A 23,303-nucleotide genomic window follows, 5' to 3' on the forward strand; every position below is an offset into this window, starting at 1 on the left:
GCCGAAAGGCCTGTACGGGCCCCCGGCGGCCCCGTACGGGCCCCTCGACGGGCCTCAGCGCGCCTCGGCGGACACCCGCAGCGTCCCGTCCGGCCCGGCCAGCAGCACCGGCGTCCCGGCCCCGCCCAGGTCCCGTACGGCCGCCAGGTCCGTCTCGGCCGGCTGCTCCGCCTCGCTCACCACGGCCGCCGCCTCCAGCGACCGGGCGCCGCTGGCCACCGCCATCGCCACCGCCGTCTGCAGGGCGCTCAGCCGCAGCGACTCCAGCGCGACCGTCCCGGCCACGTAGGTGCGCCCGGTCTCGTCACGCACCGCGGCCCCCTCGGCCACGCCGTTGCGGGCGCGGACCGAGCGGGCCAGGGTGATGATCTTCTTGTCTTCGGGGTCGAGCTCGACGATGTCACTCATGCCGCCGAGCATAGGCACCGGGCGCCGCTCAGTGGCCGACCGGGTGGGTGGGCCCCGGGTTCGGCTTGAGGACCTTGACGAAGGTCTTCGCGGCCCCGGTCGGCCGCGCCTGCTCGTGCTCGATCCGCTGCCGCCAGAACGGGTTGTCGTGCGGCAGGTGGCTGCTCACCCGGCCGTACATGCCGAAGGTCGTCAGGACGATGCCGAAGATGAACGCGAACAGCACGTTCGACATCCGGAAGTTGAGGATGTTGGCGTCCGGCCGCCCGAGCACCGTCAGGCCGTAGAAGCCCGACAGGACGAACAGCACGCCCACCGCCATGTTGAGGTTGGACGCGAAGTTCCCGCCGACCACCGCCCCCAGCACCAGGACCGCGCCCGCCACGATGGACAGGATGCTCAGCGCCCCGTTGGTCGACAGCCCGGCGATCCGGTCGCCGTGGGTGGCCAGGAAGCCGGGCTCGCCGGCCAGCCCCAGGCACCCGAACACGATCAGGAAGACCCCCCCGAGCCCCGCCCCGACCCGCCACACCATGGCGAGCCGACGGTCGACGGTGGGCAGTTCGTCTTGCAGCTTCATGGCGACCTCCAGAGCTCGGCCATGGTCCAGCCGGGTGCCTAGCTGTAGGGGTGGCTCCCCTGCATGTGCGGCACCTCGTGCATGTAGAGCGAGCCGCACTGCTGGCAGCAGCGCAACCCGGTGCCCCACTCCTCCTCGGGCCGCGTCTCGGCGTCGTCGGACATGGTCCGGCCGCAGAGCGCCACCGACAGGTCCTCGTCCCGCACCACGTGCCAGGACTTGACTCCGCCGGCCGCCCCCTGCGGGCCGTACTCCGCGCGAAGTTTGTGCGTCATGCCCTCCATGGTCGCTCGGCGACCGCCCACCCGCTACTCGCCCGCCGGCTCCTCGGCGTCCTCGGTGCGGCGGACGGGGGCGGCGACCATCGAGCCGATCCGGTTGCGGCGGCCCGCCGAGGACTCGGCGGTCAGCAGGATGCCGGACAGGCCGCCCGCCACCGGGTCGGGCAGCGGGATCTCGCAGGAGGAACCGGGGATCGGCACCCGGCCCAGGTGCTTGGCCAGCAGGCCGCCGACGGTCTCGACGTCCTCGTCCTCCAGCTCGATGCCGAACAGCTCGCCCAGGTCCTCCACCAGCAGCCGGGCGGTGATCCGGTACGAGCCGTCCCCGAGGTCCTCCACCGGGGCGATCTCCCGGTCGTACTCGTCGGTGATCTCGCCGACGATCTCCTCCAGGACGTCCTCGATGGTGACCAGGCCGGCCGTGCCGCCGTACTCGTCGATCACGATCGCCACGTGCGAGCGGCGCTGCTGCATCTCGCGCAGCAGGTCGCCGGCCGGCTTGGAGTCCGGGACGAAGACGGCCGGCCGCATCACCGCGCCGACCTCCTCGGACTCCGCCTCCCGGTTGATGTGGGTGCGCCGCACCAGGTCCTTGAGGTAGACGATGCCGACCACGTCGTCCTCGTTGTCGCCGACCACCGGGATGCGCGAGAAGCCCGAGCGCAGCGCCAGGGTCAGCGCCTGCCGGACGGTCTTGTGCCGCTCGATCATCACCAGGTCGGTGCGCGGCACCATCACCTCGCGCACGATGGTGTCGCCCAGCTCGAAGACCGAGTGCACCATCCGGCGCTCCTCGTCCTCGATCAGGTCGTCCTTCTCGGCGAGGTCCACCAGGGCCCGCAGCTCCGCCTCCGAGGCGAACGGACCCTCCCGGTAGCCCTTGCCCGGGGTCAGCGCGTTGCCGAGCAGGATCAGCAGCCGCGGGATCGGGCCCAGCACCGCCGCCAGCGGCAGCAGCACGAAGGAGGCCGCGGTCGCGGTGGTGAGCGGGTGCTGGCGCCCGATCGTGCGCGGCGAGACCCCCACCGCGACGAAGGACACCAGCACCATCACGCCGAACGCCAGCAGGACGGCCTGCCAGGTGGGCGTCACGTTGCGCACGCACACCACGGTGACCAGGACGGCCGCCGCCATCTCGCTGGCCACCCGGATCAGGGTGGCCAGGTTGAGGTAGCGGATCGGGTCGGAGGCGACGGTCAGCAGCCGCGCGGAGCCGCGCCGGCCGCTGCGCACCGCCTCCTCCGCCCGGAACCGGGAGACCCGGGAGATGCCCGCCTCGGCGCACGCGGCCAGCCAGCCGAGCACGACGAGCAGCACGGCACCGAGGATGAAGCTCGTACTCTCACCACTCACAGGGGTTCGGGCTCCGCGCTCAGTGGGTGGTGGGGGCCGGGGAGATGCCGCCGAGGCCCCGGCCCGTCCGCCAGTCGTCCAGGATGCGCTTCTGGAGGGCGAACATCTCCTCCTCTTCCTCCGGCTCCTCGTGGTCGTAGCCGAGGACGTGCAGCACGCCGTGCACGGTGAGCAGCTGCAGCTCCTCGTCCATCGAGTGCTTGGAGGGGGCCGCCAGGCCCTGCTGCTCGGCGACCTCGGGGCAGAGCACGATGTCGCCGAGCAGGCCCTGCGGCAGCTCGTCGCCCTCCTTGCCGGGACGCAGCTCGTCCATCGGGAAGGACATCACGTCGGTCGGGCCGGGCAGGTCCATCCACTGGATGTGCAGCTCCTCCATCGCCGCACTGTCCACCAGGATCACGGACAGTTCGGACTGCGGGTGGATCCGCATCTTGTCCAGTGCGAAGCGGGCGACGTCGAGGATGGCTTCCTCGTCGGCCTCCCAACCGGACTCGTTGGCGATGTCGATCGACATGACGGGCTCTGTGCTCAGCTTTCGGTGCGATGGGACTGTCGGGGTGCGCGGGGCGCGCGGGCCGCGGTGGCCTTGCCGGGGCGCCGCTGGGCGGGCTTGCGGGCCGCCGGGGCGGCCTCCTCCGCCTCCTGGCGGGCGTCCCAGCGCTCGTAGGCGTCCACGATCCGGCCGACCAGCTTGTGGCGGACCACGTCGGTGCTGGTGAGGACGGAGAAGTGGATGTCGGGCACGTCGGCCAGGATGTCCTGGACGACCTTGAGTCCGCTGCGGGTGCCGCCCGGGAGGTCGATCTGGCTGGTGTCGCCGGTGACCACCACCCGGGAGTTGAACCCGAGGCGGGTGAGGAACATCTTCATCTGCTCGGGCGAGGTGTTCTGGGCCTCGTCGAGGATGATGAAGGCGTCGTTGAGGGTACGGCCGCGCATGTACGCGAGCGGGGCGACCTCGATGGTGCCGGCCGCCATCAGGCGCGGGATGGAGTCCGGGTCCATCATGTCGTGCAGCGCGTCGTACAGCGGGCGCAGGTACGGGTCGATCTTCTCGTAGAGGGTGCCGGGCAGGAAGCCCAGCCGCTCCCCCGCCTCGACCGCCGGGCGGGTCAGGATGATCCGGTTGACCTCCTTGGCCTGGAGGGCCTGGACGGCCTTGGCCATCGCCAGGTAGGTCTTGCCGGTGCCCGCCGGGCCGAGGCCGAAGACGATCGTGTGCTTGTCGATCGCGTCGACGTAGCGCTGCTGGTTGAGGGTCTTCGGGCGGATCGTGCGGCCCCGGTTGGACAGGATGTTCGCGGTGAACACCTGGGACGGCGCCGGGCTGTCCGGGTCCTGCTCCTGGCTTCGGAGCATGGCGATGGAACGCTCCACGGAGTCCTCCGTCAGCGGCTGGCCGGTGCGCAGCACCAGCATCATCTCGGTGAAGAGCCGCTGCACGAGGGCGACCTCGGCCCGGGCCCCGGTGGCGGTCACCTCGTTGCCGCGGACGTGGATGTCGGCGGCGGGGAAGCCCTGTTCGATCACGCGCAGCAGCGAGTCCGCGGTGCCGAGCAGGGTGACCATCGGGTGCTTCTCGGGGATCACGATCCGGGCGCTGACGCGGCCGTCGTCGGTCGTTTCGGGGCGCGACTGTCCGTTGGTACGGGTCTGCGATGTGTCACTCATAGGTCGGCGCTGGGGCCTGCCTCATCCCATCCGTGGTCTCGGGTGCCGCTGGGTGTCTCCGGGGCACCAGGGTACGCCGCGAGCGTGATCGCCGTGGCGGGCGGCGGGGCCGCACCCGTCGATGCTCCGGCAGATCGAAGGCCGGCGCGAGCCCTTTTTCGGGACTTTCCCCGGCCTCCGCCGTTTCCCGCGCCCCCGCCGTCTCCGGGGCCTCCGCGGTTTCCGGGGCCGGTCACGACGGGCGGCGGGCCGGCACGGGCACCCGGTCGAGGTCGGCGGCCAGCACCAGCTCCCCGTCGAAGTGCTTGCGGGCGTCGGCCAGGTGCTGGCCGAGGTCCGGGTAGCGCTGGGAGAAGTGGGTCAGCACCAGGGTGCGCACCCCGGCCTCGGCGGCGGCCTTGGCGGCCTGCCCGGCGGTGAGGTGGCCGTGCTCCTCGGCGAGCCGGGCGTCGGCGTCGGTGAAGGTCGCCTCGACGACCAGCAGGTCGGCGCCCTCGGCGAGCGCGTACACGCCGTCGCACAGCCGGGTGTCCATCACGAAGGCGAACCTCTGGCCCGGCCGCGGCTCGCTGACCTCGGCCAGGGTGACGGTGCGGCCGTCCACCTCGATCGCGCCCTCGTGCTGGAGCCGGCCCACCGCCGGGCCGCGCACGCCGAGGGCGGCCAGCCGGTCCGGCACCAGCCGGCGGCCGTCCGGCTCGGACAGCCGGTAGCCGAAGGACTCCACCGGGTGGTCCAGCCGGACGGCGTCCAGCGCGAAGCGGGCGCCGGGCGCGGGCAGCGGCCCGGGCTCGTCGATCGGCCGGGGCCGCAGCACGGCCGTCTCGTGGTAGGCGGTGGAGTGCCGCAGCCGCTCGAAGTAGACCTCGCCGGAGGCCGGGAAGTAGACGTCGACCGGGTGCGGGACCCGGTCGAGGTTGATCCGCTGGATCACCCCGGCGAGACCCAGGCAGTGGTCCCCGTGGAAGTGGGTGACCGCGATCCTGGTGATCTGGGTGGCCGTGACCCCGGCGTGCAGCATCTGGCGCTGGGTGCCCTCGCCGGGGTCGAACAGCAGGCCCTCGCCGTCCCAGCGCAGCAGGTAGCCGTTGTGGTTGCGGTGCCGGGTGGGCACCTGGCTGGCGGTGCCGAGGACGACGAGTTCGCGCTGGGACACCCGCGGTCAGACCATGCGCTCGGTCATCGACATGCCGCCGAGCACGTGGACGTGTGCGTGGAAGACGGTCTGCCCGGCGCCCGCACCGGTGTTGAAGATCAGCCGGTAGTCCTTGATGCCCTCGTCCGCGGCCACCGCGCCCGCCTCGGCGAGCAGTTCGCCGGCGATCTCCGGCTCGGCGGCGGCCAGCGCGGCCGCGTTCGGGTAGTGCGCGTGCGGGATCACCAGCACGTGCACGGGCGCCTTGGGGGCGATGTCGCGGAAGGCGAGGGTGCGCTCGGTCTTGCGCACCACGGTCGCCGGGATCTCGCCCGCCACGATCTTGCAGAACAGGCAGTCGGGCTGCGGCTCGCCGGCCATGGCTCTCTCCTCGGGATCGGTGTGTCGGGTGGTGGGGCCGTACGGGCGCAGCCTAGCCGAGCCCGGCGACGGCCTGCTGGTGCTTCAGGTGCCCGGCCGCCGCCAGCGCGGGGCGGGACGCCGGACCGGCCGGCGTCCCGCCCAGGGGGCGCTACGCCCAGGGCAGCGGCGGCGCGGTACGGGCCGGGGCCTCGGCGAGCCCCGCCAGGGCGAGCCGGACGCCCTCGGACAGCTGCGGGTCCTCGCCGGCCGCCCAGTGGTGCGGGGCGAACGGCACCTCGACGTCCGGGTCGACACCGTGGTTCTCCAGGCCCCAGCCGTACTTCTCCAGCCAGAACGCGTACTTGGGCTGGGTGACCAGGGTGCCGTCGACCAGCCGATAGCGGCTGTCGATGCCGATCACCCCGCCCCAGGTGCGGGTGCCGACCACCGGGCCGATGCCGAGCACCTGGATGGCGGCGCCGACCACGTCGCCGTCCGAGCCGGTGAACTCGTCGGCGAGGGCGACCACCGGGCCGCGCGGGGCGTCCGCCGGGTAGGGCACCGGGTGGTCGGTGTCCCGGATGACGTCCCAGCCGATGACCTTGCGGGCCAGCTTCTCGATCACCAGCTGCGAGGTGTGGCCGCCCCGGTTCCCCCGGACGTCGACGACCAGGCCCTCCCGGGCCATCTCGGCGCTCAGGTCGCGGTGCAGCTGGGCCCAGCCGGCCGTCTGCATGTCGGGGATGTGCAGGTAGCCCAGCCGCCCGCCGGACAGCTCGCGCACCGCGGCCCGCCGCCCGGCCACCCAGTCGTGGTAGCGCAGCGCCTCCTCGTCGGCGAGCGGGACGACCACCGGGTGGCGCCGGTCGCTGCCGTCCTTCCCGGCCACGGTCAGCTCGACCGGCTGCCCGGCGGTGCCGGCCAGCAGCGGGGCCGGGCCGGTGACCGGGTCCACCGGGCGGCCGTTGACGGCGAGCACCGCGTCGCCCGGGCGGATCGCCGCGCCGGGCGCGGCCAGCGGCGAGCGGGCCCTGGGGTCGGAGGACTCCCCGGGCAGGATCCGGCCGATCCGCCAGTGCTCGCCGTCCCGGACGAGGTCGGCGCCGAGCAGGCCCTGGCGCCGGGCGGGCTCGGTGTACCGGCCGTACGGCAGCACGTAGGCGTGCGAGGTGCCGAGTTCGCCGTGCACCTCCCAGAGCAGGTCGACCAGTTCGTCGTGCGAGCCGACCCGCTCGACCAGCGGCCGGTAGCGCTCCAGCACCCCGTCCCAGTCGACGCCGGAGAGGTCGGGGCGCCAGAAGTTGTCCCGCATCAGCCGGCCGTTCTCGGCGTACATCTGCCGCCACTCGGCGGCCGGGTCGACGGTCACCCGCAGCCGGGCGAGGTCGACGGCGGCCTCCTCGTCGTCGCCGCCCTTGTGGTCCGCCGGGACGACCCTCAGCTCGCCCTGGTCCAGCACGGCGACCCGGGTGCCGTCCGCGCTGACCGAGAACTCGTCCAGGCCGTGCACCAGCTGCTCGACCCGGCGCTTGCGCAGGTCGAAGCGCTCCAGCACCGGACGGGGCCGGTCGTCGTCCAACGAGGCGGCCTCGTCGCCGAGTTCGCCCGTCAGCGGGGCCCTGGTCCAGAGCATGCCGTCCTTGGCGGCGGCCAGCTCCTCGAAGCGGCCGCCCTCCACCGGGAAGGGGATGATCCGGTCGGCGATGCCGTCCAGGTCCACCCTGGTCACCGGCGCGGCGTCGGCCGCCGCCTGCTCGCCGTCCGCCTTCCCGGCCTTCGGCTCGTCCTCCTCCCCGCCGAGCGGGCGCCCGGCCCGCTGCGGCCCGAACGGGGAGGGGGTGTCCGCGGCCAGCGTGACCAGGTAGGGGCGGCAGCCGTTCGGGAAGGACAGGTCGAAGACGTGCGCGTCGTAGACCGGGTCGAAGTTGCGCACCGACAGGAAGGCCAGGTAGCGGCCGTCCGCGGTGAAGGAGGGCGAGGTGTCCACGAAGCGCGGCTGGGTGACCTCGCCGACCGTCCGGGTCGCCAGGTCGGCCAGCACGATCTGGCGCAACGAGTGCGGGCCCATCCCGCGCACCGGGCGCGACCAGGCCAGCCAGGCCGAGTCCGGGCTGAAGGCCGGGGCGCCGGGCTCGCCGTCGGCGCTGCGGTCCAGCTCGTGCACGGCGCCGTCGGCCAGCGTCACCAGCAGCACCCGGCCGTCGTGCACGCCGAGCGCGGCCTGCTTGCCGTCCGGGGAGACCGTCAGCGCGTTGACCCGGCCGAGCCGCCCCGCGGCCAGCCGGCGGCGCTCGGCGCCGTGCAGGTCGGGGGCGAACTCCAGGGCGTCCTCGCCCTCGGCGTCGGACACCCAGAGCACGCCCTGGGCGCCGTCCTCGCCGGGCACCACCCGGGCCAGCCGCCCGCGCACGCCCGGGGTCTCGTCCAGCACCCGGGCCGGGCCCTCGCGGTGGGTCAGCCAGTGCACGCCGCCGCGCACCACCACGGCGCTGCCCCGGCCGGTGCGGTCGGGGGCGACGGAGTCCAGCCAGTGCGCGGCGGGCACCGGGCGGGGGCGGCGCCCGGCCCGCGGGCCGGCCAGCCGGACGTCCAGCCGGCGCGGCTCGGCGCCCGCCAGGTCGTCCAGCAGCCAGAGGTCGCCGGCCCGGTGCAGGACCACCCGGGTGCCGTCGGTGGTGGCGCCCCGGGCGTAGAAGCCGTCCGGGTCGGCGGTGTGGCGGCGCAGGTCGGTGCCGTCCGGGCGGCTGGACCACAGCTCGCCGACGCCCTCGTGGTCGGACAGGAAGGCGATCCGGTCCCCGACCCACAGCGGGGAGTCCAGCTGCCCGTCCAGCTCCGCGTGCACCCGGGCGAACTCCTCCCGGCCGAGCCACAGCTTTCCGGCCCGCCCGCCCCGGTACCGCTTCCACCAGGCCGGATCGCGGCCGTTGACGCTGCTCAGCAGCACCCGGTCACCACCCGGCTCGAAGGCGAGCCCGCCGACCGGCCCGTACGGCAGCCGCTGCGGCTCGCCGCCGTCCAGCGGCACGGCGTGCGCCCAGGTGCGGCGCGGACTGGCCTCACCGGCCCCGGTGGCGGCGATCGGACGGCCGTCGGCGGTCCAGCCCAGCACCCGGGTCTGGTGGCTGCCCCAGTGGGTGAGCCGGCGCGAGGGGCCGCCGTCCACCGGCACCACGTGCACCTCGGGGGCGCCGTCCCGGGCGGAGGTGAAGGCGAGGTGCCGCCCGTCCGGGGAGAACCTCGGGTGGTGGACCGGCAGGTGGTCCGCCGTCAGCCGCCAGGCCCGGCCGCCGTCCAGCGGGGCGAGCCAGAGGTCGTCCTCGGCGACGAAGGCGAGCAGGTCGCCGTGCAGGTGGGGATGGCGAAGGTAGGCGCCCGCCGAGGAGTTCGGGGAGGCGTTCAGGGAGTCCGTCACCCGGCCAGCCTAGGCAGGTGCACGGACCGTCCGCGCCGTTTTTCGCAGACTCCCGGCGCCGCCCGCGGACGGCCGTGACGCGGTCGCCGCCGGGTGTACGGGGGCGCGCCGGGGAGCGTGCCAGGGCGTGCCGGGGCGCTACGACCAGCGGCCGGTGCGCCCGAGCAGCAGCGCGCCGGCGGCCACCCCGGCGGTCGAGGTGCGCAGCACCGAGGGGCCCAGCCGGTACGGCCCGGCGCCCGCCCCGGCGAAGGCCGCCAGCTCCTCCGGGGAGACCCCGCCCTCCGGGCCGACCACCAGGACGATGTCCCCGGCCTCCGGCAGGACGGCGTGCGCCAGCGGCTCGGCGCCCTCCTCGTGCAGCACGGCGGCGAACGCGGCCCCCGCCAGGACGGGCGCCAGCTGCCGGGTGGTCATCGGCTCGCGGACCTCGGGGAAGCGCAGCCGGCGGGACTGCTTGCCCGCCTCCCGGGCGGTGGCCCGCCACTTGGCGAGCGCCTTGGCGCCGCGCTCGCCCTTCCACTGGGTGATGCAGCGCGAGGCGGCCCACGGGATCACCACGTCCACGCCGACCTCGGTCATGGTCTCCACGGCCAGCTCGCCGCGGTCGCCCTTGGGCAGCGCCTGGACCACGACGATCCGCGGCGCGGGCTCCGGCTCGCGGCGCACGGCGGCGACGCGCACGTCGATCGCGTCCTTGCCGAGCACCTCGGCGACGGTGCCGTCCACGCCGAGCCCCAGCCCGTCGGCCAGGGTCACCGCCTCGCCGGGCTCCAGCCGCTTCACCGCGGCCGCGTGCCGCCCCTCCGGGCCGTCCAGGCGCACCACGGCCCCGGGCGCGGCGGCGGCGATCCGCTCGGTCTCGACGACGAAGACGGGCGCGGTCATGACGGGGAACCTCTTTCGTGCGGAAGTGGGACGGACACGCGAAAGGGGTGCCGGGGTCGTTTCCCCCCGGCACCCCTCCGCGGACGGCTACCGGCCGTTGAAGGCGTCCTTCAGCCGGGAGAAGAGGCCCTGCTGGCCCGGCGCGAACTGGCCGGACGGCCGCTCCTCGCCGCGCAGCACCGCGAGGCGGCGCAGCAGCTCCTCCTGCTCGGGGTCGAGCTTGCTGGGCGTCTTCACCTCGACGTGCACTATCAGGTCGCCCCGGCCGCCGCCGCGCAGGTGGGTGATGCCCCGGCCGTGCAGCGGGATCGACTGGCCGGACTGGGTGCCGGGCCGGATGTCGACCTCCTCCAGGCCGTCCAGGGTCTGCAGCGGCACCTGGGTGCCGAGCGCGGCCGCCGTCATCGGGATGGTGACGGTGCAGTGCAGGTCGTCCCCGCGCCGCTGGAAGATGGTGTGGGTGGTCTCGGCGATCTCGACGTACAGGTCGCCGGCCGGGCCGCCGCCGGGGCCGACCTCGCCCTCGCCGGCCAGCTGGATCCGGGTGCCGTTGTCGACACCGGCCGGGATCTTGACGGTCAGGGTGCGGCGGGCCCGCACCCGGCCGTCGCCGGCGCACTCCGGGCACGGGGTCGGCACGACGGTGCCGAAGCCCTGGCACTGCGGGCAGGGGCGGGAGGTCATGACCTGGCCCAGGAAGGACCGGGTGACCTGGGAGACCTCGCCCTTGCCGCGGCACATGTCACAGGTCTGCGCCGAGGTGCCGGGGGCCGCGCCCTCGCCGCTGCACGTGGTGCAGGTGACGGCGGTGTCGACCTGGAGCTCCTTGGTGGTGCCGAAAGCGGCCTCCTCCAGGGTGATCTCCAGCCGGATCATGGCGTCCTGGCCACGGCGGGTGCGCGAGCGCGGGCCGCGCTGGCCGGCCGCGGCGCCGAAGAAGGCGTCCATGATGTCGGAGAAGCCGAAGCCCGCCGCGCCGGCGCCGAAGCCGCCCGCGCCGCCGCCGCCCGGGGACAGCGGGTCCCCGCCGAGGTCGTAGACCTGGCGCTTCTGCGGATCGGAGAGCACCTCGTAAGCGGCGTTGATCTCCTTGAACCGCTCCTGCGTCTTCGGGTCCGGGTTGACGTCCGGGTGCAGTTCGCGCGCCAGGCGCCGGAACGCCTTCTTGATCTCGTCCTGCCCCGCATCCCGTCGGACGCCGAGTACCGCGTAGTAGTCCGTGGCCACCAAATGCTCCGCTTGTTCCGCCTGTAGTAGTGCTGCGACTGGTCACCGCCGCCGGATTTCCGACGGCGGCCTCTGCTAGGACTCGGCCAGGATCTGGCCCACGTACCGCGCCACCGCTCGCACCGCCCCCATTGTGCCCGGGTAGTCCATCCGGGTCGGACCGATCACACCCAGTTTGGCCACGCTCTCGTCGCCCGAACCGTAGCCGACCGAGACGATGGAGGTGGACGTCAGCCCCTCGTAGGTGTTCTCCCGCCCGATCCGGACCGTCATCGCGGCGTCCGCGGTCTCACCCAGGAGGCGGAGCAGGACGACCTGCTCCTCCAGGGCCTCCAGCACCGGCTGGATGCTGAGCGGGAAGTCGTGCCCGAAGCGGGTCAGGTTGGCCGTGCCGGCCAGCATGATCCGCTCCTCGTTCTGCTCGGCGAGCGTCTCGAACAGGGTCGCCAGGACCGTGCTGACGGTCGGCCGCTCGGCCGGCTCGAACTGCGCCGGCAGCTCCTCCAGCAGCCCCGGGACCTCCGGGAGGCGCCGGCCGGCGGCCCTCGCGTTGATCCGGGCCCGCAGGTCCGCCAGCACCGTCTCGCCGACCGGGCCCGGGCAGTCGACCATCCGCTGCTCGACCCGGCCGGTGTTGGTGATCAGCACCAGCATCACCTTGGCCGGGGCCAGCGCCACCAGCTCGATGTGCCGGACGGTGGAGCGCGTCAGCGAGGGGTACTGCACCACCGCGACCTGCCGGGTCAGCTGGGCGAGCAGCCGCACGGTGCGCGCGACCACGTCGTCCAGGTCGACCGCGCCGTCCAGGAAGTGCCGGATGGCCCGGCGCTCGGGGGCGCTCATCGGCTTGATCTCGGCGAGCTTGTCGACGAAGAGGCGGTACCCCTTGTCAGTCGGGATGCGGCCGGCGCTGGTGTGCGGCTGGTGGATGTAGCCCTCCTCCTCCAGCGCCGCCATGTCGTTGCGGACGGTCGCCGGCGAGACCCCGAGGTTGTGCCGTTCCACCAGGGCCTTGGAGCCGACCGGCTCCTCGGTGCCCACGTAGTCCTGCACGATCGCGCGGAGCACGGCGAGCTTGCGTTCGTCCAGCTGGCGGACCTCACCGGCCATGGGGCGCGCACCTCCGTCTTCGCACGTTGTCCGACTGTGTCCCTTGCTGCTGCGGGCCGCTCCGGAGGCCCTCGCCCTGGCACTCTGAACACGCGAGTGCCAAAACCGTACCTGCCAGTGTAAGGCCCGGGCCCTACGGCAGGAACGGCCGGACCGGGGTGATCCTCCCCGCAGTTCCGCTCACGGCCCGCGGGGCCCCGGCGGTTCGATCCTCCCGGCGCCGGGGTGGTGCCGGGAGGCCGTCCGGGTGGCAGCATCGAAAGCGACGGCGAATGGAGGAGCAAGCGATGTCGAGCTCGGGCCAGCACACCCGTTTCGCGCCGGACCGCGGCCTGACCGGCCGCATGGTCGCGACGATGTTCGTGATCGGGCTGCTGTACGTCGGTTTCACCGGCCTGCTGATCGCGCTGCTGCGCGGCGCCTGGCCACTGATCGTCCTGATCTCCGGCGGGCTGTTCGTGGCCCAGTTCTGGTTCAGCGACAAGATCACCGAACGGGCGATGGGCGCCCACCAGGTGTCCCCGGAGCAGTTCCCCCAGCTGCACGGCACCATCGACCGGCTCTGCGCCCTGGCCGACATGCCCAAGCCCCGCGTGGCGGTCGCCGACAACGACATGCCGAACGCCTTCGCCACCGGCCGCAACCCGCAGAACGCGGTGGTCTGCGTGACCACCGGGCTGCTGCGCCGGCTGGAGCCCGAGGAACTGGAGGGCGTCCTCGCCCACGAGCTGTCGCACGTCGCCCACCGGGACGTCGCGGTGATGACGATCGCCGGCTTCCTCGGCGTCCTCGCCGGGGCGATGACCCGGATCGCGATGTACGGCGGGTTCATGGGCGGCGGGCGCAACAACAACGACCAGAACGCGGCGATCCTGGCGCTGATCATCCCGCTGGTGTCGATCGTCGTCTACGCGATCAGCTTCCTGCTCACCCGGCTGCTGTCCCGCTACCGCGAACTCGCCGCCGACCGGGCCGCCGCCCAGCTCACCGGACACCCCAGCGCCCTCGCCTCGGCGCTCACCAAGGTGACCGGGCAGATCGCGGCCATCCCCAGCAAGGACCTGCGCCAGGCCCAGCCGTACAACGCCTTCTACTTCGCCCCCGCGCTGAGCGCCCGGGAGGCCGCCTCGCAGCTGTTCTCCACCCACCCGAGCCTGGAGAAGCGGCTGGAGCAGCTGGCGAAGATCTCCGAGCAGCTCGGCCGCTGAGCCGCTGAGCCGCTGAGCCGCTGAGCCCCAGTATTCGACCCGAGAGGACCGCCGTGGGAATCCTGGACGCCCTGTTCGGCCGCACCAAGCCCGTCAAGCCCGACCTCGACCAGCTGTTCGGCGTGCCGTCCGCCGCGCTCACCCTGGAGGCCGGGGCCGGGTTCACCCCCACCGGGCTCGGCTCGGTCTGCTTCGCGGCCGTCGAGGGCGCGGCCTTCGTCCAGGTCCAGCAGCAGGTCCGGGCGCTGCTGGACGCCGACACCGGGCGCGGCGGCGTCCCCGTGGAGGCCTCCAAGGACGGCTACGGCTACTCCTGGCTGCTCGCCCGGCACCGGCCCGAGGAGCTGCCCGAGCTGGTCAACGACCTGCACGCGGTCAACAGCGAACTGGAGGCGAACGGCTTCGGGCCGCAGCTGCTCTGCTCGCTGGTCGGCTTCCGCGATCCGGACGGGCGGTCGCTGGCCCTCGTCTACCTCTACAAGCGGGGGACGTTCTACCCCTTCGCCCCGGTGCCCGGCGGCGGGGAGCGGCGCGACAGCCCGCTGGAACTGCAGGTCAACGCGATGCTGGGGAACGACCTGCGGCTGGAGAAGGACCTGAGCCGCTGGTTCCCGGTCTGGGGCGCGCCGGGCCTCTGACGCGCCGTCCGCCCTCCCTATGATCACCCGTATGCGCAGCCGCCAGTACGGACCCGACCTGACCCCGCCGTGGAAGAAGCAGGCCCCCGCCCCGGAGGTGCCCGCCGAGCGGGACCTGGTGGTCGAGGAGGCGGCGACCGGCTACTGCGGGGCGGTGGTGCGCTGCGAGAAGACCGCCGAGGGGTTCACCGTCACCCTGGAGGACCGGTTCGGCAAGCACCGGGTGTTCCCGCTGGTGCCGCGCGGCTTCCTGCTGGAGGGCAGGGTCGTCACCCTGGTCCGCCCGGCCGGCCCGGCCCCCGCCCGCACCCCGGGCCGCACCGCCTCCGGCTCGATCGCCGTGCCCGGCGCCCGCGCCCGGGTCGCCCGCGAGTCCCGCATCTACGTCGAGGGCCGGCACGACGCGGAGCTGGTCGAACGGGTCTGGGGCGACGACCTGCGGATCGAGGGCGTGGTCGTCGAGTACCTGCGCGGCATCGACGACCTGCCCGCGATCGTCGCCGACTTCGCCCCCGGCCCCGGCCGCCGCCTCGGCGTCCTGGTCGACCACCTGCTCCCGGGCACGAAGGAGCACCGCATCGCCGCCCGGGTCACCGGCGACTCGGTGCTGGTCGTCGGCCACCCCTACATCGACATCTGGCAGGCCGTGAAGCCGTCGAGCGTCGGCATCCCCGCCTGGCCCGCCGTCCCAAGGGGCGAGGACTGGAAGGAGGGCACCTGCCGCCGCCTCGGCTGGCCGGTGGACACCCCCGCGGCCTGGAAGCACATCCTCTCGAAGGTGGACTCCTACAAGGACCTGGAGCCCGAACTCCTGGGCCGGGTCGAGGAACTGATCGACTTCACGGCCCTGCCGGAGTGATCCCGCAAACGCGGATATTCTCTTCAGGAGTTCGCCCCGACCCGGAGGTCGCCATGTCCCGGCCGCCATACGAGCACTGCGACACGGCGATGCGGAACCGCCGCACCGCTGCTCTGGCCCGCATGCGCACGATGGTCACCGAAGGCAGGATCGACTTTGCCGTCATCGGTTACCCGGAGCCGGCCGAGCAGCCGACTCCGGGAGGTCAGGCCGACCGTCAGGAGTAGGGCTGGAACTCCGTGGTGTCCAGCGTGATGCCGAGCAGGTCCACCGGGATGGGCTCGCCGAACTTGGCGGTTCGCTCGACCCTGTAGTCCGGCAGTCCCGAGGCACTCGCCCGCGTCGGCTCGGCCAGGAGCACACAGACCGCCTTGATCGGGTCGACGACCAGGTACACGGGAATCCCGCCCTCGGCGTACAACTCCCGCTTGGTCCGGTAGTCACGGAGAACACTGGTCTTGGAGACGACCTCGACCACCAACGTGAGGACGGGCGCGGGGACCAGGCGGCCGGGGCCCTCGAAGGCGTCCCGCTCGAAGACGACGAGATCCGGTTGGGGCTCGCTCGTCAACCCGGGAAGATCGATGTCCTGTGTGGTCAGGCGGTACCACCGAGCCCGCGGGATCTGGTCCCGGATGGATTCGACAATGATGTTGTGGACCAGGTCCGGCCCGGCCATCATCACGATTTCCCCCCTGATGAGCTCGGCTTTGAAGCCTTCCGGGACCTCCAGGTTCTCGAAGATCCCCGTCATCCGGTCATCGATGGCGGTCACTGCGCGCTCCCTCCGACGGCTGACACCCACGTTAACGACACTCAGTCCACCAGGTCACGTACGACGGCGTCGGCCAGGAGGCGGCCCTGGAGGGTGAGGGTGGCGCGGCCCCGGGCGTAGGGGGCGGGGGCGAGGAGGCCGTCGGCGAGGTGCCGGTCGGCGGCCTCGCGGCCGGTGTCGGTGAGGAGGTCGAGGGGGATGCCGTCGGCCAGGCGGAGTTCCAGGAGGATGCGTTCGACGCGGCGGTCCTCGTCGGCGAGCACCTCGCGGGCCTGGGCCGGGGTGCGGTGCTCGGCGAGGGCCCGGGCGTAGGCGGCGGGGTGCTTGGCGTTCCACCAGCGGACGCCGCCGACGTGGCTGTGGGCGCCGGGGCCGGCGCCCCACCAGTCGCCGCCGGTCCAGTAGAGCTCGTTGTGGCGGCAGCGGCCCTCGGGGGTGGTGGCCCAGTTGGAGACCTCGTACCAGGAGTAGCCGGCGGCGGCGAGCGCCTCCTCGGCGATCAGGTAGCGGTCGGCGTGCACGTCGTCGTCGATCATCGGCAGTTCGCCGCGCTTGACGCGGGCGGCGAGCCGGGTGCCCTCCTCGACGATCAGCGAGTACGCGGACACGTGGTCGGGGCCGGCGCCGATGGCGGCGTCCAGGGAGGCCCGCCAGTCGTCGTCGGACTCGCCCGGGGTGCCGTAGATGAGGTCGAGGTTGACGTGCTCGAAGCCGGCCGCGCGGGCCTCGGCCACGCAGGCCTCGGGGCGGCCCGGGGTGTGGTGGCGGTCGAGCAGCTTCAGGACGTGCGGGCGGGCGCTCTGCATGCCGAAGGAGAGCCGGTTGTAGCCGCCCTCGCGCAGTTCGGCCAGGTACGCCGGGTCGACGGACTCCGGGTTGGCCTCGGTGGTGACCTCGGCGCCGTCGGCGAGCCCGAACTCCTCGCGGATCGCGGCGAGCATCTTCACCAGGTCGCGGGCGGGCAGCAGGGTCGGGGTGCCGCCGCCGAGGAAGACGGTGTGCACCGGCAGGTCGGCGGAGCCCAGCACCTTCCGGGCGTGGCGGATCTCGGCGACCACGTTGTCCGCGTAGGTCTCCTGGGAGGCGACGGCCCCGGAGGAGCGCAGCTCGGTGGCGGTGTAGGTGTTGAAGTCGCAGTAGCCGCAGCGGCTGGCGCAGTACGGCACGTGCAGGTAGAAGCCGAACGGCCGGTCGCCCAGCCCGTCGAGGGCGTGCGCGGGCAGGGAACCGTCGGACGGCACCGGATCGCCGTCGGGGAGTGCGGAGGGCATGAGCCCATTGTCCCGTACGGCCCGACCGAACCCGGCGGGCCGTACGGGAGCGGGGCCGGTCAGGCCTCGTTGGCGCCCGCGTACATGGCGGTGACCGCGTCGGCGTAGGTCCGCTCGACCACCGGGCGCTTGATCTTCAGGCTCGGGGTGAGCTCGCCGTGCTCGATGTCGAGGTCGCGCGGCAGCAGGTGGAACTTCTTGATCGTCTGCCAGCGCTGGAGGTCGCCGTTGACCCGCTTGACGAAGCCCTCGACCAGCTCGTGGACGGCCGGCTCGGCGGCCAGCTCGGCGTAGGACTTCCCGGCCAGGCCGTGCTCGGCGGCCCACGGCAGCAGGACCGCCTCGTCCAGGCCGATCAGCGCGGTGCAGTAGTTGCGGCCGTTGCCGATCACCAGGATGTTGCTGACGAACGGGCAGACCGCCTTGAACTTGCCCTCGACCTCGCTGGGCGCCACGTACTTGCCGCCGGAGGTCTTGAACAGGTCCTTCTTGCGGTCGGTGATCCGCAGGAAGCCGTCCGGGCCGAGCTCGCCGATGTCCTCGGTGTGGAACCAGCCGTCCGGCTCCAGCACCTCGGCGGTCTTCTCCGGCAGGTTGTGGTAGCCGCGCATGACGCCGGGGCCGCGCAGCAGGATCTCGCCGTCCTCGGCGATCCGCACCTCGGTGCCGGGCAGCGGGCGGCCCACGGTGCCGATCCGCACGTCCTCGGCCCGGTTGACGCAGGAGCCGGCGCTGGTCTCGCTCAGGCCGTAGCCCTCCAGGATCGGCACCCCGGCGCCGATGAAGAAGTAGCCGATCTCCGGGGCGAGCGCGGCGCTGCCGGAGACCGCGCCGCGCAGCCGGCCGCCGAAGGCCGCCCGGATCTTCGCGTACACCAGCTTGTCGGCCAGCGCGTGCTGCACCCGCAGGCCGAGCGGGGCGCTCTCGGTGCCGGTGGCGACCCGGCTCTCCTGGACCGCCCGGGCGTGCTCGCGGGCGACCTTGGCCGCCCACAGGAAGATCTTGTACTTGGCGCCGCCCTCGGCCCGGGCCCGGCCCGCGATGCCGTTGTAGACCTTCTCGAAGATGCGCGGCGCGGAGGCCATGATGGTCGGCCGGATCGCCGGCAGGTTGTGGATGATCCGGTCCACCCGGCCGTCCACCGCCATCACGTGCCCGGTGGCGATCTGCCCGGAGATCAGCGTCTTGCCGAACACGTGGGACAGCGGCAGCCACATGAACTGCACGTCGTCGGGGCCCAGCAGGCCGCTGGCCTCCTGCGCCCGGCCCTCGTACGCCCAGCAGTCGTGCACCAGGCGCACGCCCTTGGGGCGGCCGGTGGTGCCGGAGGTGTAGATGAGGGTGGCCAGCTGCTCCTTGCCGAGCCCGTCGACGGCCTTCTCCACCGCGTCCGGGTGCTCCGCCAGGTACCGGGCGCCGCGCTCCTCCAGCTCGGCGAGGGTGATCAGGTCCAGGCCGCCGGTCTCGGGGGCCTCGGCGGGCGCGTCGAAGAGGATCACGGTGCGCAGCTCGGGCAGCTGGTCGAGCTGCCCGACGGCCTTGGCCAGCTGGGCCTCGTTCTCGGCGAACAGCGCCCGGGAGCCGGAGTCGGAGAGGATGAACGCGGTCTCGTCCGCGTTGGTGCTGGGGTAGACGGTGGTGATCGCGGCGCCCGCGCACATGGCGCCGAGGTCGGCGACGATCCACTCCAGGCGGGTCGAGGAGGCCAGGGCCACCCGGTCCTCGGGCCGGATGCCGAGCGCCATCAGGCCGGCGGCCACCGCCTTGACCCGGACCGCGGTCTGCGCCCAGGTGAGCGAGCGCCACTGCTCGGCGCCGGGCGCGCCGTCGGCGGCCTGCTCGTCCACGGGCGAGGGGTAGCGGTAGGCCTCGGCGTTCGGGGTCAGGGCGACCCGCTCCAGGAACAGGTGGGCGACGGAGGCGGGGCGCCCGGCGACGAGGTCGGGCCTGCCGGAGTCGATCAGGGACTGCGCGGAACTCAACGAGGACCTCCGGTGGCGGGTGGCCGTCTGAGGGATTGTCGCGGCGTCCGTGGGGGCGGTCGCCGGGCCCCCGTTCACCTGAGCGGTACCGGTCAGTAACAAAGGGGCAATCAGCAGCCTAGGGGGAAACCGGTCATTCCGTAAGGGGGCGGCGCCCGACGGCACGACCCCGCGCGACCGGTGCCGCACCCCGCCGTTCGGCAAAGGACCGGCAAACCTCCGGCTCCCGGACGCCGAATGACCTGTACGACGCTACAGAACACCGAGAATTGGGGTGCGAACCCGACCGGCGACGACAAGAGTGTGCTAGTGCTGATCAGACTGCTGAGGGCGTACCTGCGCCCGTACTCCCGACCGATCACCCTGCTGGTGCTGCTCCAGCTGGTGTCCACCCTGGCGGCGCTCTACCTGCCGACGCTCAACGCCGACATCATCGACAACGGCGTGGTCAAGGGCGACACCGGCTACATCCTGCGCGTCGGCGGGGTGATGATCGCGGTCACCGTCCTCCAGGCCCTCTGCTCCATCGGCGCGGTCTACTACGGCGCCCGCACCGCGATGGCCTTCGGCCGGGACGTCCGCGCCGCCGTCTTCGACCGGGTGCAGAGCTTCTCCGCCCGCGAGGTCGGCCAGTTCGGCGCCCCCTCGCTGATCACCCGCACCACCAACGACGTCCAGCAGGTCCAGATGCTCGCCCTGATGAGCTTCACGCTCATGGTCGCCGCACCGATCATGTGCGTCGGCGGCATCATCATGGCGCTCAACCAGGACGTCCCGCTCTCCGGCCTGCTGCTCGCCGTCATCCCCGCGCTCGGCGTCGTCGTGGTCCTGCTGGTCCGCGCGCTGCGCCCCAGGTTCCGCAGCATGCAGGTGCGGATCGACACCGTGAACCGCGTCCTGCGCGAGCAGATCACCGGCATCCGGGTCATCCGCGCCTTCGTCAAGGACGACCAGGAGCAGGCCCGCTTCGCCGGCGCCAACGAGGACCTCACCCAGGTCTCCGGCCAGGTCGGCCGGCTGATGTCCGTCATGTTCCCCGCCGTCATGCTGGTGGTGAACGTCTCCAGCGTCGCCGTGCTCTGGTTCGGCGCCCACCGCATCGACAGCGGCGCCATGCAGATCGGCGCGCTCACCGCGTTCCTCTCCTACCTGATGCAGATCCTGATGAGCGTCATGATGGCCACCTTCATGTTCATGATGGTGCCGCGCGCCGAGGTCTGCGCCGAGCGCATCCAGGAGGTCCTCGGCACCGACAGCAGCGTCGTCCCGCCCGCCACCCCCGTCACCGAGGTCCCGCACCGCGGCAACCTGGAACTGCGCGGCGTCGACTTCCGCTACCCCGGCGCCGAGGCCTCGGTGCTGCGCGGCATCGACCTCACCGCCGGCCCCGGCCAGACCACCGCCATCATCGGCTCCACCGGCAGCGGCAAGTCCACCCTGCTCGGCCTCGTCCCCCGGCTCTTCGACGTCACCTCCGGCCGGGTCCTGCTCGACGGCGTCGACGTCCGCGAACTCGCCCCCGCCGCGATCGCCGAGAGCGTCGGCATCGTCCCGCAGAAGCCCTACCTCTTCTCCGGCACCATCGCCAGCAACCTCCGCTACGGCCGGCCCGACGCCACCGACGAGGAGCTCTGGCACGCCCTGGACATCGCCCAGGCCAAGGAGTTCGTCGAGAAGCTGCCCGAAGGCCTGGACGCCCCCATCGCCCAGGGCGGCGGCAACGTCTCCGGCGGCCAGCGCCAACGCCTGGCCATCGCCCGGACCCTGGTCCGCCGGCCCTCCGTCTACCTCTTCGACGACTCCTTCTCCGCGCTCGACTACGCCACCGACGCCCGGCTCCGCAAGGCCCTCGCCCGCGAGACCTCCGACGCCACCGTCCTGATCGTCGCCCAGCGCGTGTCCACCATCCGCGACGCCGACCGGATCATCGTCCTCGACGAGGGCGCCGTCGTCGGCAGTGGAACCCACCACGAGCTGATGGCCGACAACCCGACGTACCGGGAGATCGTGCTCTCCCAGCTCACCGAGCAGGAGGCGGCGTGACCACGCCCGGCAACAAGCCCGACCTGACCAAGGGGCCGGCCCCGAGAGACGGCGCCCCCCAGGACGCCCCGGCGGACGACCCGAAGAGCGCCGAACTGCCCAGCGACTCCCAGGCCGCCGCCGCCCGGCGCGGCCCGGCCGGCCCCGGCCGCTTCATGGGCGGCCAGGGCACCGAGAAGTCCATGGACTTCAAGGGCTCCGGCAAGCGCGTCCTCGGCCTGCTGCGCCCCGAACGCAACACCCTGATCGGCGTCCTGGTCCTCGGCGTGCTCGGCATCGGCTGCGCCGTCATCGGCCCCAAGATCCTCGGCGACGCCACCGACCTGATCTTCGCCGGTGTCGTCGGCGCCCGCTTCCAGACCGGCATGTCCAAGGACCAGGTCATCGACGGGCTGCGCGCCCACGGCGAGGGCGGCGTCGCCGACCTGCTCTCCGCCGTCCACTTCACCCCCGGCCAGGGCATGGACTTCGGCGCCATCGGCACCGTCCTGCTCTGGGTGCTCGGCATCTACCTCGCCTCCGCCGTCTTCGGCATCTTCCAGGGCCGGCTCGCCACCCGGGCCATCCAGGCCGCGAGCTACCGGCTGCGCCAGGACGTCGAGGCCAAGCTCGCCCGGCTGCCGCTCAGCTACTTCGACAAGCAGCCGCGCGGCGAGGTGCTCAGCCGGGTCACCAACGACATCGACAACATCGGCCAGTCCATGCAGCAGACCATGGGACAGGTCGTCAACTCGCTGCTCACCGTGGTCGGTGTGCTCGCGATGATGTTCTGGATCTCCCCGCTGCTCGCCGTGATCGCGCTGGTCTCGGTGCCGGTCTCGGTCGTGGTCGCCACCAAGGTCGGCAAGCGGGCCCAGCCGCAGTTCGTCCAGCAGTGGACGTCCACCGGCCAGCTCAACGCCCACATCGAGGAGATGTACACCGGCCACACCCTGGTCAAGGTCTTCGGGCGCCAGCACGAGTCCGCGGAGACCTTCCGCGAGCACAACGAGGCGCTCTACCACGCCAGCTTCAAGGCCCAGTTCATCTCCGGCATCATCCAGCCCGCGATGATGCTGATCGGCAACCTCCAGTACGTGCTGGTCGCCGTCGTCGGCGGTCTGCGGGTCGCCAGCGGCGCGCTGTCCATCGGTGACGTCCAGGCGTTCATCCAGTACTCGCGGCAGTTCAGTCAGCCGCTCACCCAGGTCGCCAGCATGGCCAACCTGGTGCAGTCCGGCGTCGCCTCCGCCGAGCGCGTCTTCGAGCTCCTGGACGCCCCCGAGCAGAGCGCCGAGCCGGCCGTGCCGGAACGGCCCGACGTGGTGCGCGGCCGGGTCGCCTTCCAGGACGTGTCCTTCCGCTACGAGCCCGAGAAGCCGCTCATCGACGACCTCTCGCTCAAGGTCGAGCCCGGCCAGACCGTCGCCATCGTCGGCCCCACCGGCGCCGGCAAGACCACCCTGGTCAACCTGCTGATGCGGTTCTACGAGGTCAGCTCCGGACGGATCACCCTGGACGGCGTCGACATCGCCGCGATGTCCCGCGAGGAACTGCGCTCCGGCATCGGCATGGTGCTCCAGGACACCTGGCTGTTCGGCGGCAGCATCGCCGACAACATCGCCTACGGCGCCGAGTCGGCCACCCGCGAGCAGGTCGTCGAGGCCGCCAGGGCCGCCCACGTCGACCGCTTCGTGCGCACCCTGCCGGACGGCTACGACACCGTCATCGACGACGAGGGCACCGGTGTCAGCGCCGGCGAGAAGCAGCTGATCACCATCGCCCGGGCGTTCCTCGCCCAGCCGTCCATCCTGGTCCTGGACGAGGCGACCAGCTCCGTCGACACCCGCACCGAGGTGCTGATCCAGCGGGCCATGGCCCGGCTGCGCACCGGCCGCACCAGCTTCGTGATCGCCCACCGGCTCTCCACCATCCGGGACGCCGACGTGATCCTGGTGATGGAGAACGGGTCGATCGTCGAGCAGGGCTCGCACGACCACCTGATCGCCGCCGACGGCGCCTACGCCCGGCTGTACCAGGCGCAGTTCGCCGAGGCCGTGGCCGAGGTGGACTGACGGCTCACGCGCGGACGGACACCGTCGGACACTGTCGGAGAA

Annotated in this window: 21 protein-coding genes; 6 read left to right on the forward strand and 15 right to left on the reverse strand. The window is 72.9% G+C overall.

The genetic code is table 11. The annotated features are described in order from the left end of the window. Nucleotides 1-54 precede the first annotated feature (54 nt). From ACFU6K_RS05695 to hrcA, 12 genes are all read right to left on the reverse strand, one after another. Nucleotides 55-408 carry a cytidine deaminase gene (locus ACFU6K_RS05695; protein ID WP_049651100.1) on the reverse strand — a complete coding sequence of 118 codons (354 nt, stop codon included), beginning with the start codon at nucleotides 406-408 and terminating at the stop codon, nucleotides 55-57. 28 nt (nucleotides 409-436) lie between these two features. Beyond that, entirely contained in the window at nucleotides 437-988 is a 552-nt protein-coding gene (locus ACFU6K_RS05700; RefSeq protein WP_380661076.1) for a DUF4383 domain-containing protein, read from the reverse strand. Nucleotides 989-1,026: 38 nt separating this feature from the next. Continuing rightward, on the reverse strand, nucleotides 1,027-1,263 hold the full coding sequence (locus tag ACFU6K_RS05705) for a hypothetical protein (RefSeq protein ID WP_063780135.1): 237 nt from the start codon (nucleotides 1,261-1,263) through the stop codon (nucleotides 1,027-1,029). A gap of 33 nt (nucleotides 1,264-1,296) precedes the next feature. Next, nucleotides 1,297-2,622, reverse strand: coding sequence for a hemolysin family protein (locus tag ACFU6K_RS05710; RefSeq protein ID WP_380661077.1), 1,326 nt, complete (start codon nucleotides 2,620-2,622; stop codon nucleotides 1,297-1,299). 19 nt (nucleotides 2,623-2,641) lie between these two features. After that, nucleotides 2,642-3,136 carry an rRNA maturation RNase YbeY gene (ybeY, locus tag ACFU6K_RS05715; RefSeq protein ID WP_049651086.1) on the reverse strand — a complete coding sequence of 165 codons (495 nt, stop codon included), beginning with the start codon at nucleotides 3,134-3,136 and terminating at the stop codon, nucleotides 2,642-2,644. A gap of 14 nt (nucleotides 3,137-3,150) precedes the next feature. Next, on the reverse strand, nucleotides 3,151-4,293 hold the full coding sequence (locus ACFU6K_RS05720) for a PhoH family protein (protein ID WP_380661078.1): 1,143 nt from the start codon (nucleotides 4,291-4,293) through the stop codon (nucleotides 3,151-3,153). Nucleotides 4,294-4,525: 232 nt separating this feature from the next. Continuing rightward, on the reverse strand, nucleotides 4,526-5,449 hold the full coding sequence (locus tag ACFU6K_RS05725; protein ID WP_380661079.1) for a ribonuclease Z: 924 nt from the start codon (nucleotides 5,447-5,449) through the stop codon (nucleotides 4,526-4,528). A 6-nt stretch (nucleotides 5,450-5,455) separates the two neighbouring features. Next, nucleotides 5,456-5,809, reverse strand: coding sequence for a histidine triad nucleotide-binding protein (locus ACFU6K_RS05730; protein ID WP_380661080.1), 354 nt, complete (start codon nucleotides 5,807-5,809; stop codon nucleotides 5,456-5,458). Between the two features lie 151 nt (nucleotides 5,810-5,960). Next, a complete protein-coding gene (locus ACFU6K_RS05735; protein WP_380661081.1) occupies nucleotides 5,961-9,206 on the reverse strand; it encodes a PDZ domain-containing protein in 3,246 nt (1,081 codons plus the stop codon). 138 nt (nucleotides 9,207-9,344) lie between these two features. Then, a complete protein-coding gene (locus tag ACFU6K_RS05740) occupies nucleotides 9,345-10,094 on the reverse strand; it encodes a 16S rRNA (uracil(1498)-N(3))-methyltransferase (RefSeq protein WP_380661082.1) in 750 nt (249 codons plus the stop codon). Between the two features lie 87 nt (nucleotides 10,095-10,181). After that, entirely contained in the window at nucleotides 10,182-11,321 is a 1,140-nt protein-coding gene (gene dnaJ, locus ACFU6K_RS05745; protein WP_380661083.1) for a molecular chaperone DnaJ, read from the reverse strand. 75 nt (nucleotides 11,322-11,396) lie between these two features. Beyond that, nucleotides 11,397-12,431, reverse strand: coding sequence for a heat-inducible transcriptional repressor HrcA (gene hrcA, locus ACFU6K_RS05750; RefSeq protein ID WP_049651912.1), 1,035 nt, complete (start codon nucleotides 12,429-12,431; stop codon nucleotides 11,397-11,399). A gap of 287 nt (nucleotides 12,432-12,718) precedes the next feature. On the opposite strand from hrcA, the gene htpX reads away from it, so the two are divergent. From htpX to ACFU6K_RS05770, 4 genes are read left to right on the forward strand one after another with little or no spacing between them, the layout of a single operon-like run. Next, the gene (htpX, locus tag ACFU6K_RS05755; protein ID WP_380661084.1) at nucleotides 12,719-13,639 is read left to right on the forward strand and encodes a zinc metalloprotease HtpX; all 921 of its coding nucleotides are present in this window, start codon (nucleotides 12,719-12,721) and stop codon (nucleotides 13,637-13,639) included. A 53-nt stretch (nucleotides 13,640-13,692) separates the two neighbouring features. After that, a complete protein-coding gene (locus ACFU6K_RS05760) occupies nucleotides 13,693-14,277 on the forward strand; it encodes a hypothetical protein (protein WP_380661085.1) in 585 nt (194 codons plus the stop codon). Between the two features lie 31 nt (nucleotides 14,278-14,308). Further along, nucleotides 14,309-15,136 (forward strand): DUF3097 domain-containing protein, encoded by an 828-nt coding sequence (locus ACFU6K_RS05765; protein ID WP_380661086.1) that lies wholly within the window; start codon nucleotides 14,309-14,311, stop codon nucleotides 15,134-15,136. 53 nt (nucleotides 15,137-15,189) lie between these two features. After that, entirely contained in the window at nucleotides 15,190-15,363 is a 174-nt protein-coding gene (locus tag ACFU6K_RS05770; RefSeq protein WP_380661087.1) for a hypothetical protein, read from the forward strand. Here ACFU6K_RS05770 and ACFU6K_RS05775 read toward each other — a convergent pair. Genes ACFU6K_RS05775 through ACFU6K_RS05785 form a run of 3 tightly spaced genes read right to left on the reverse strand, consistent with a single transcriptional unit; the run spans nucleotide 15,354 to nucleotide 19,164 of the window. Next, complete coding sequence (locus ACFU6K_RS05775) at nucleotides 15,354-15,911, reverse strand: Uma2 family endonuclease (protein ID WP_380661088.1); 558 nt, start codon at nucleotides 15,909-15,911, stop codon at nucleotides 15,354-15,356. The genes ACFU6K_RS05770 and ACFU6K_RS05775 overlap by 10 nt on opposite strands. A 41-nt stretch (nucleotides 15,912-15,952) precedes the next feature. Then, nucleotides 15,953-17,182 carry a radical SAM family heme chaperone HemW gene (hemW, locus tag ACFU6K_RS05780; protein WP_380661089.1) on the reverse strand — a complete coding sequence of 410 codons (1,230 nt, stop codon included), beginning with the start codon at nucleotides 17,180-17,182 and terminating at the stop codon, nucleotides 15,953-15,955. Between the two features lie 59 nt (nucleotides 17,183-17,241). Continuing rightward, entirely contained in the window at nucleotides 17,242-19,164 is a 1,923-nt protein-coding gene (locus tag ACFU6K_RS05785) for an AMP-dependent synthetase/ligase (protein ID WP_380661090.1), read from the reverse strand. Between the two features lie 309 nt (nucleotides 19,165-19,473). Here ACFU6K_RS05785 and ACFU6K_RS05790 point away from each other — a divergent pair, with 309 nt between their 5' ends. Next, a complete protein-coding gene (locus ACFU6K_RS05790; protein WP_380661091.1) occupies nucleotides 19,474-21,207 on the forward strand; it encodes an ABC transporter ATP-binding protein in 1,734 nt (577 codons plus the stop codon). Nucleotides 21,208-21,362: 155 nt separating this feature from the next. Next, entirely contained in the window at nucleotides 21,363-23,261 is a 1,899-nt protein-coding gene (locus tag ACFU6K_RS05795) for an ABC transporter ATP-binding protein (RefSeq protein ID WP_380661093.1), read from the forward strand. The last annotated feature ends 42 nt before the right edge of the window (nucleotides 23,262-23,303 follow it).

Source organism: Kitasatospora sp. NPDC057512 (assembly GCF_042802135.1).
In the GTDB taxonomy this organism is placed as follows: domain Bacteria; phylum Actinomycetota; class Actinomycetes; order Streptomycetales; family Streptomycetaceae; genus Kitasatospora.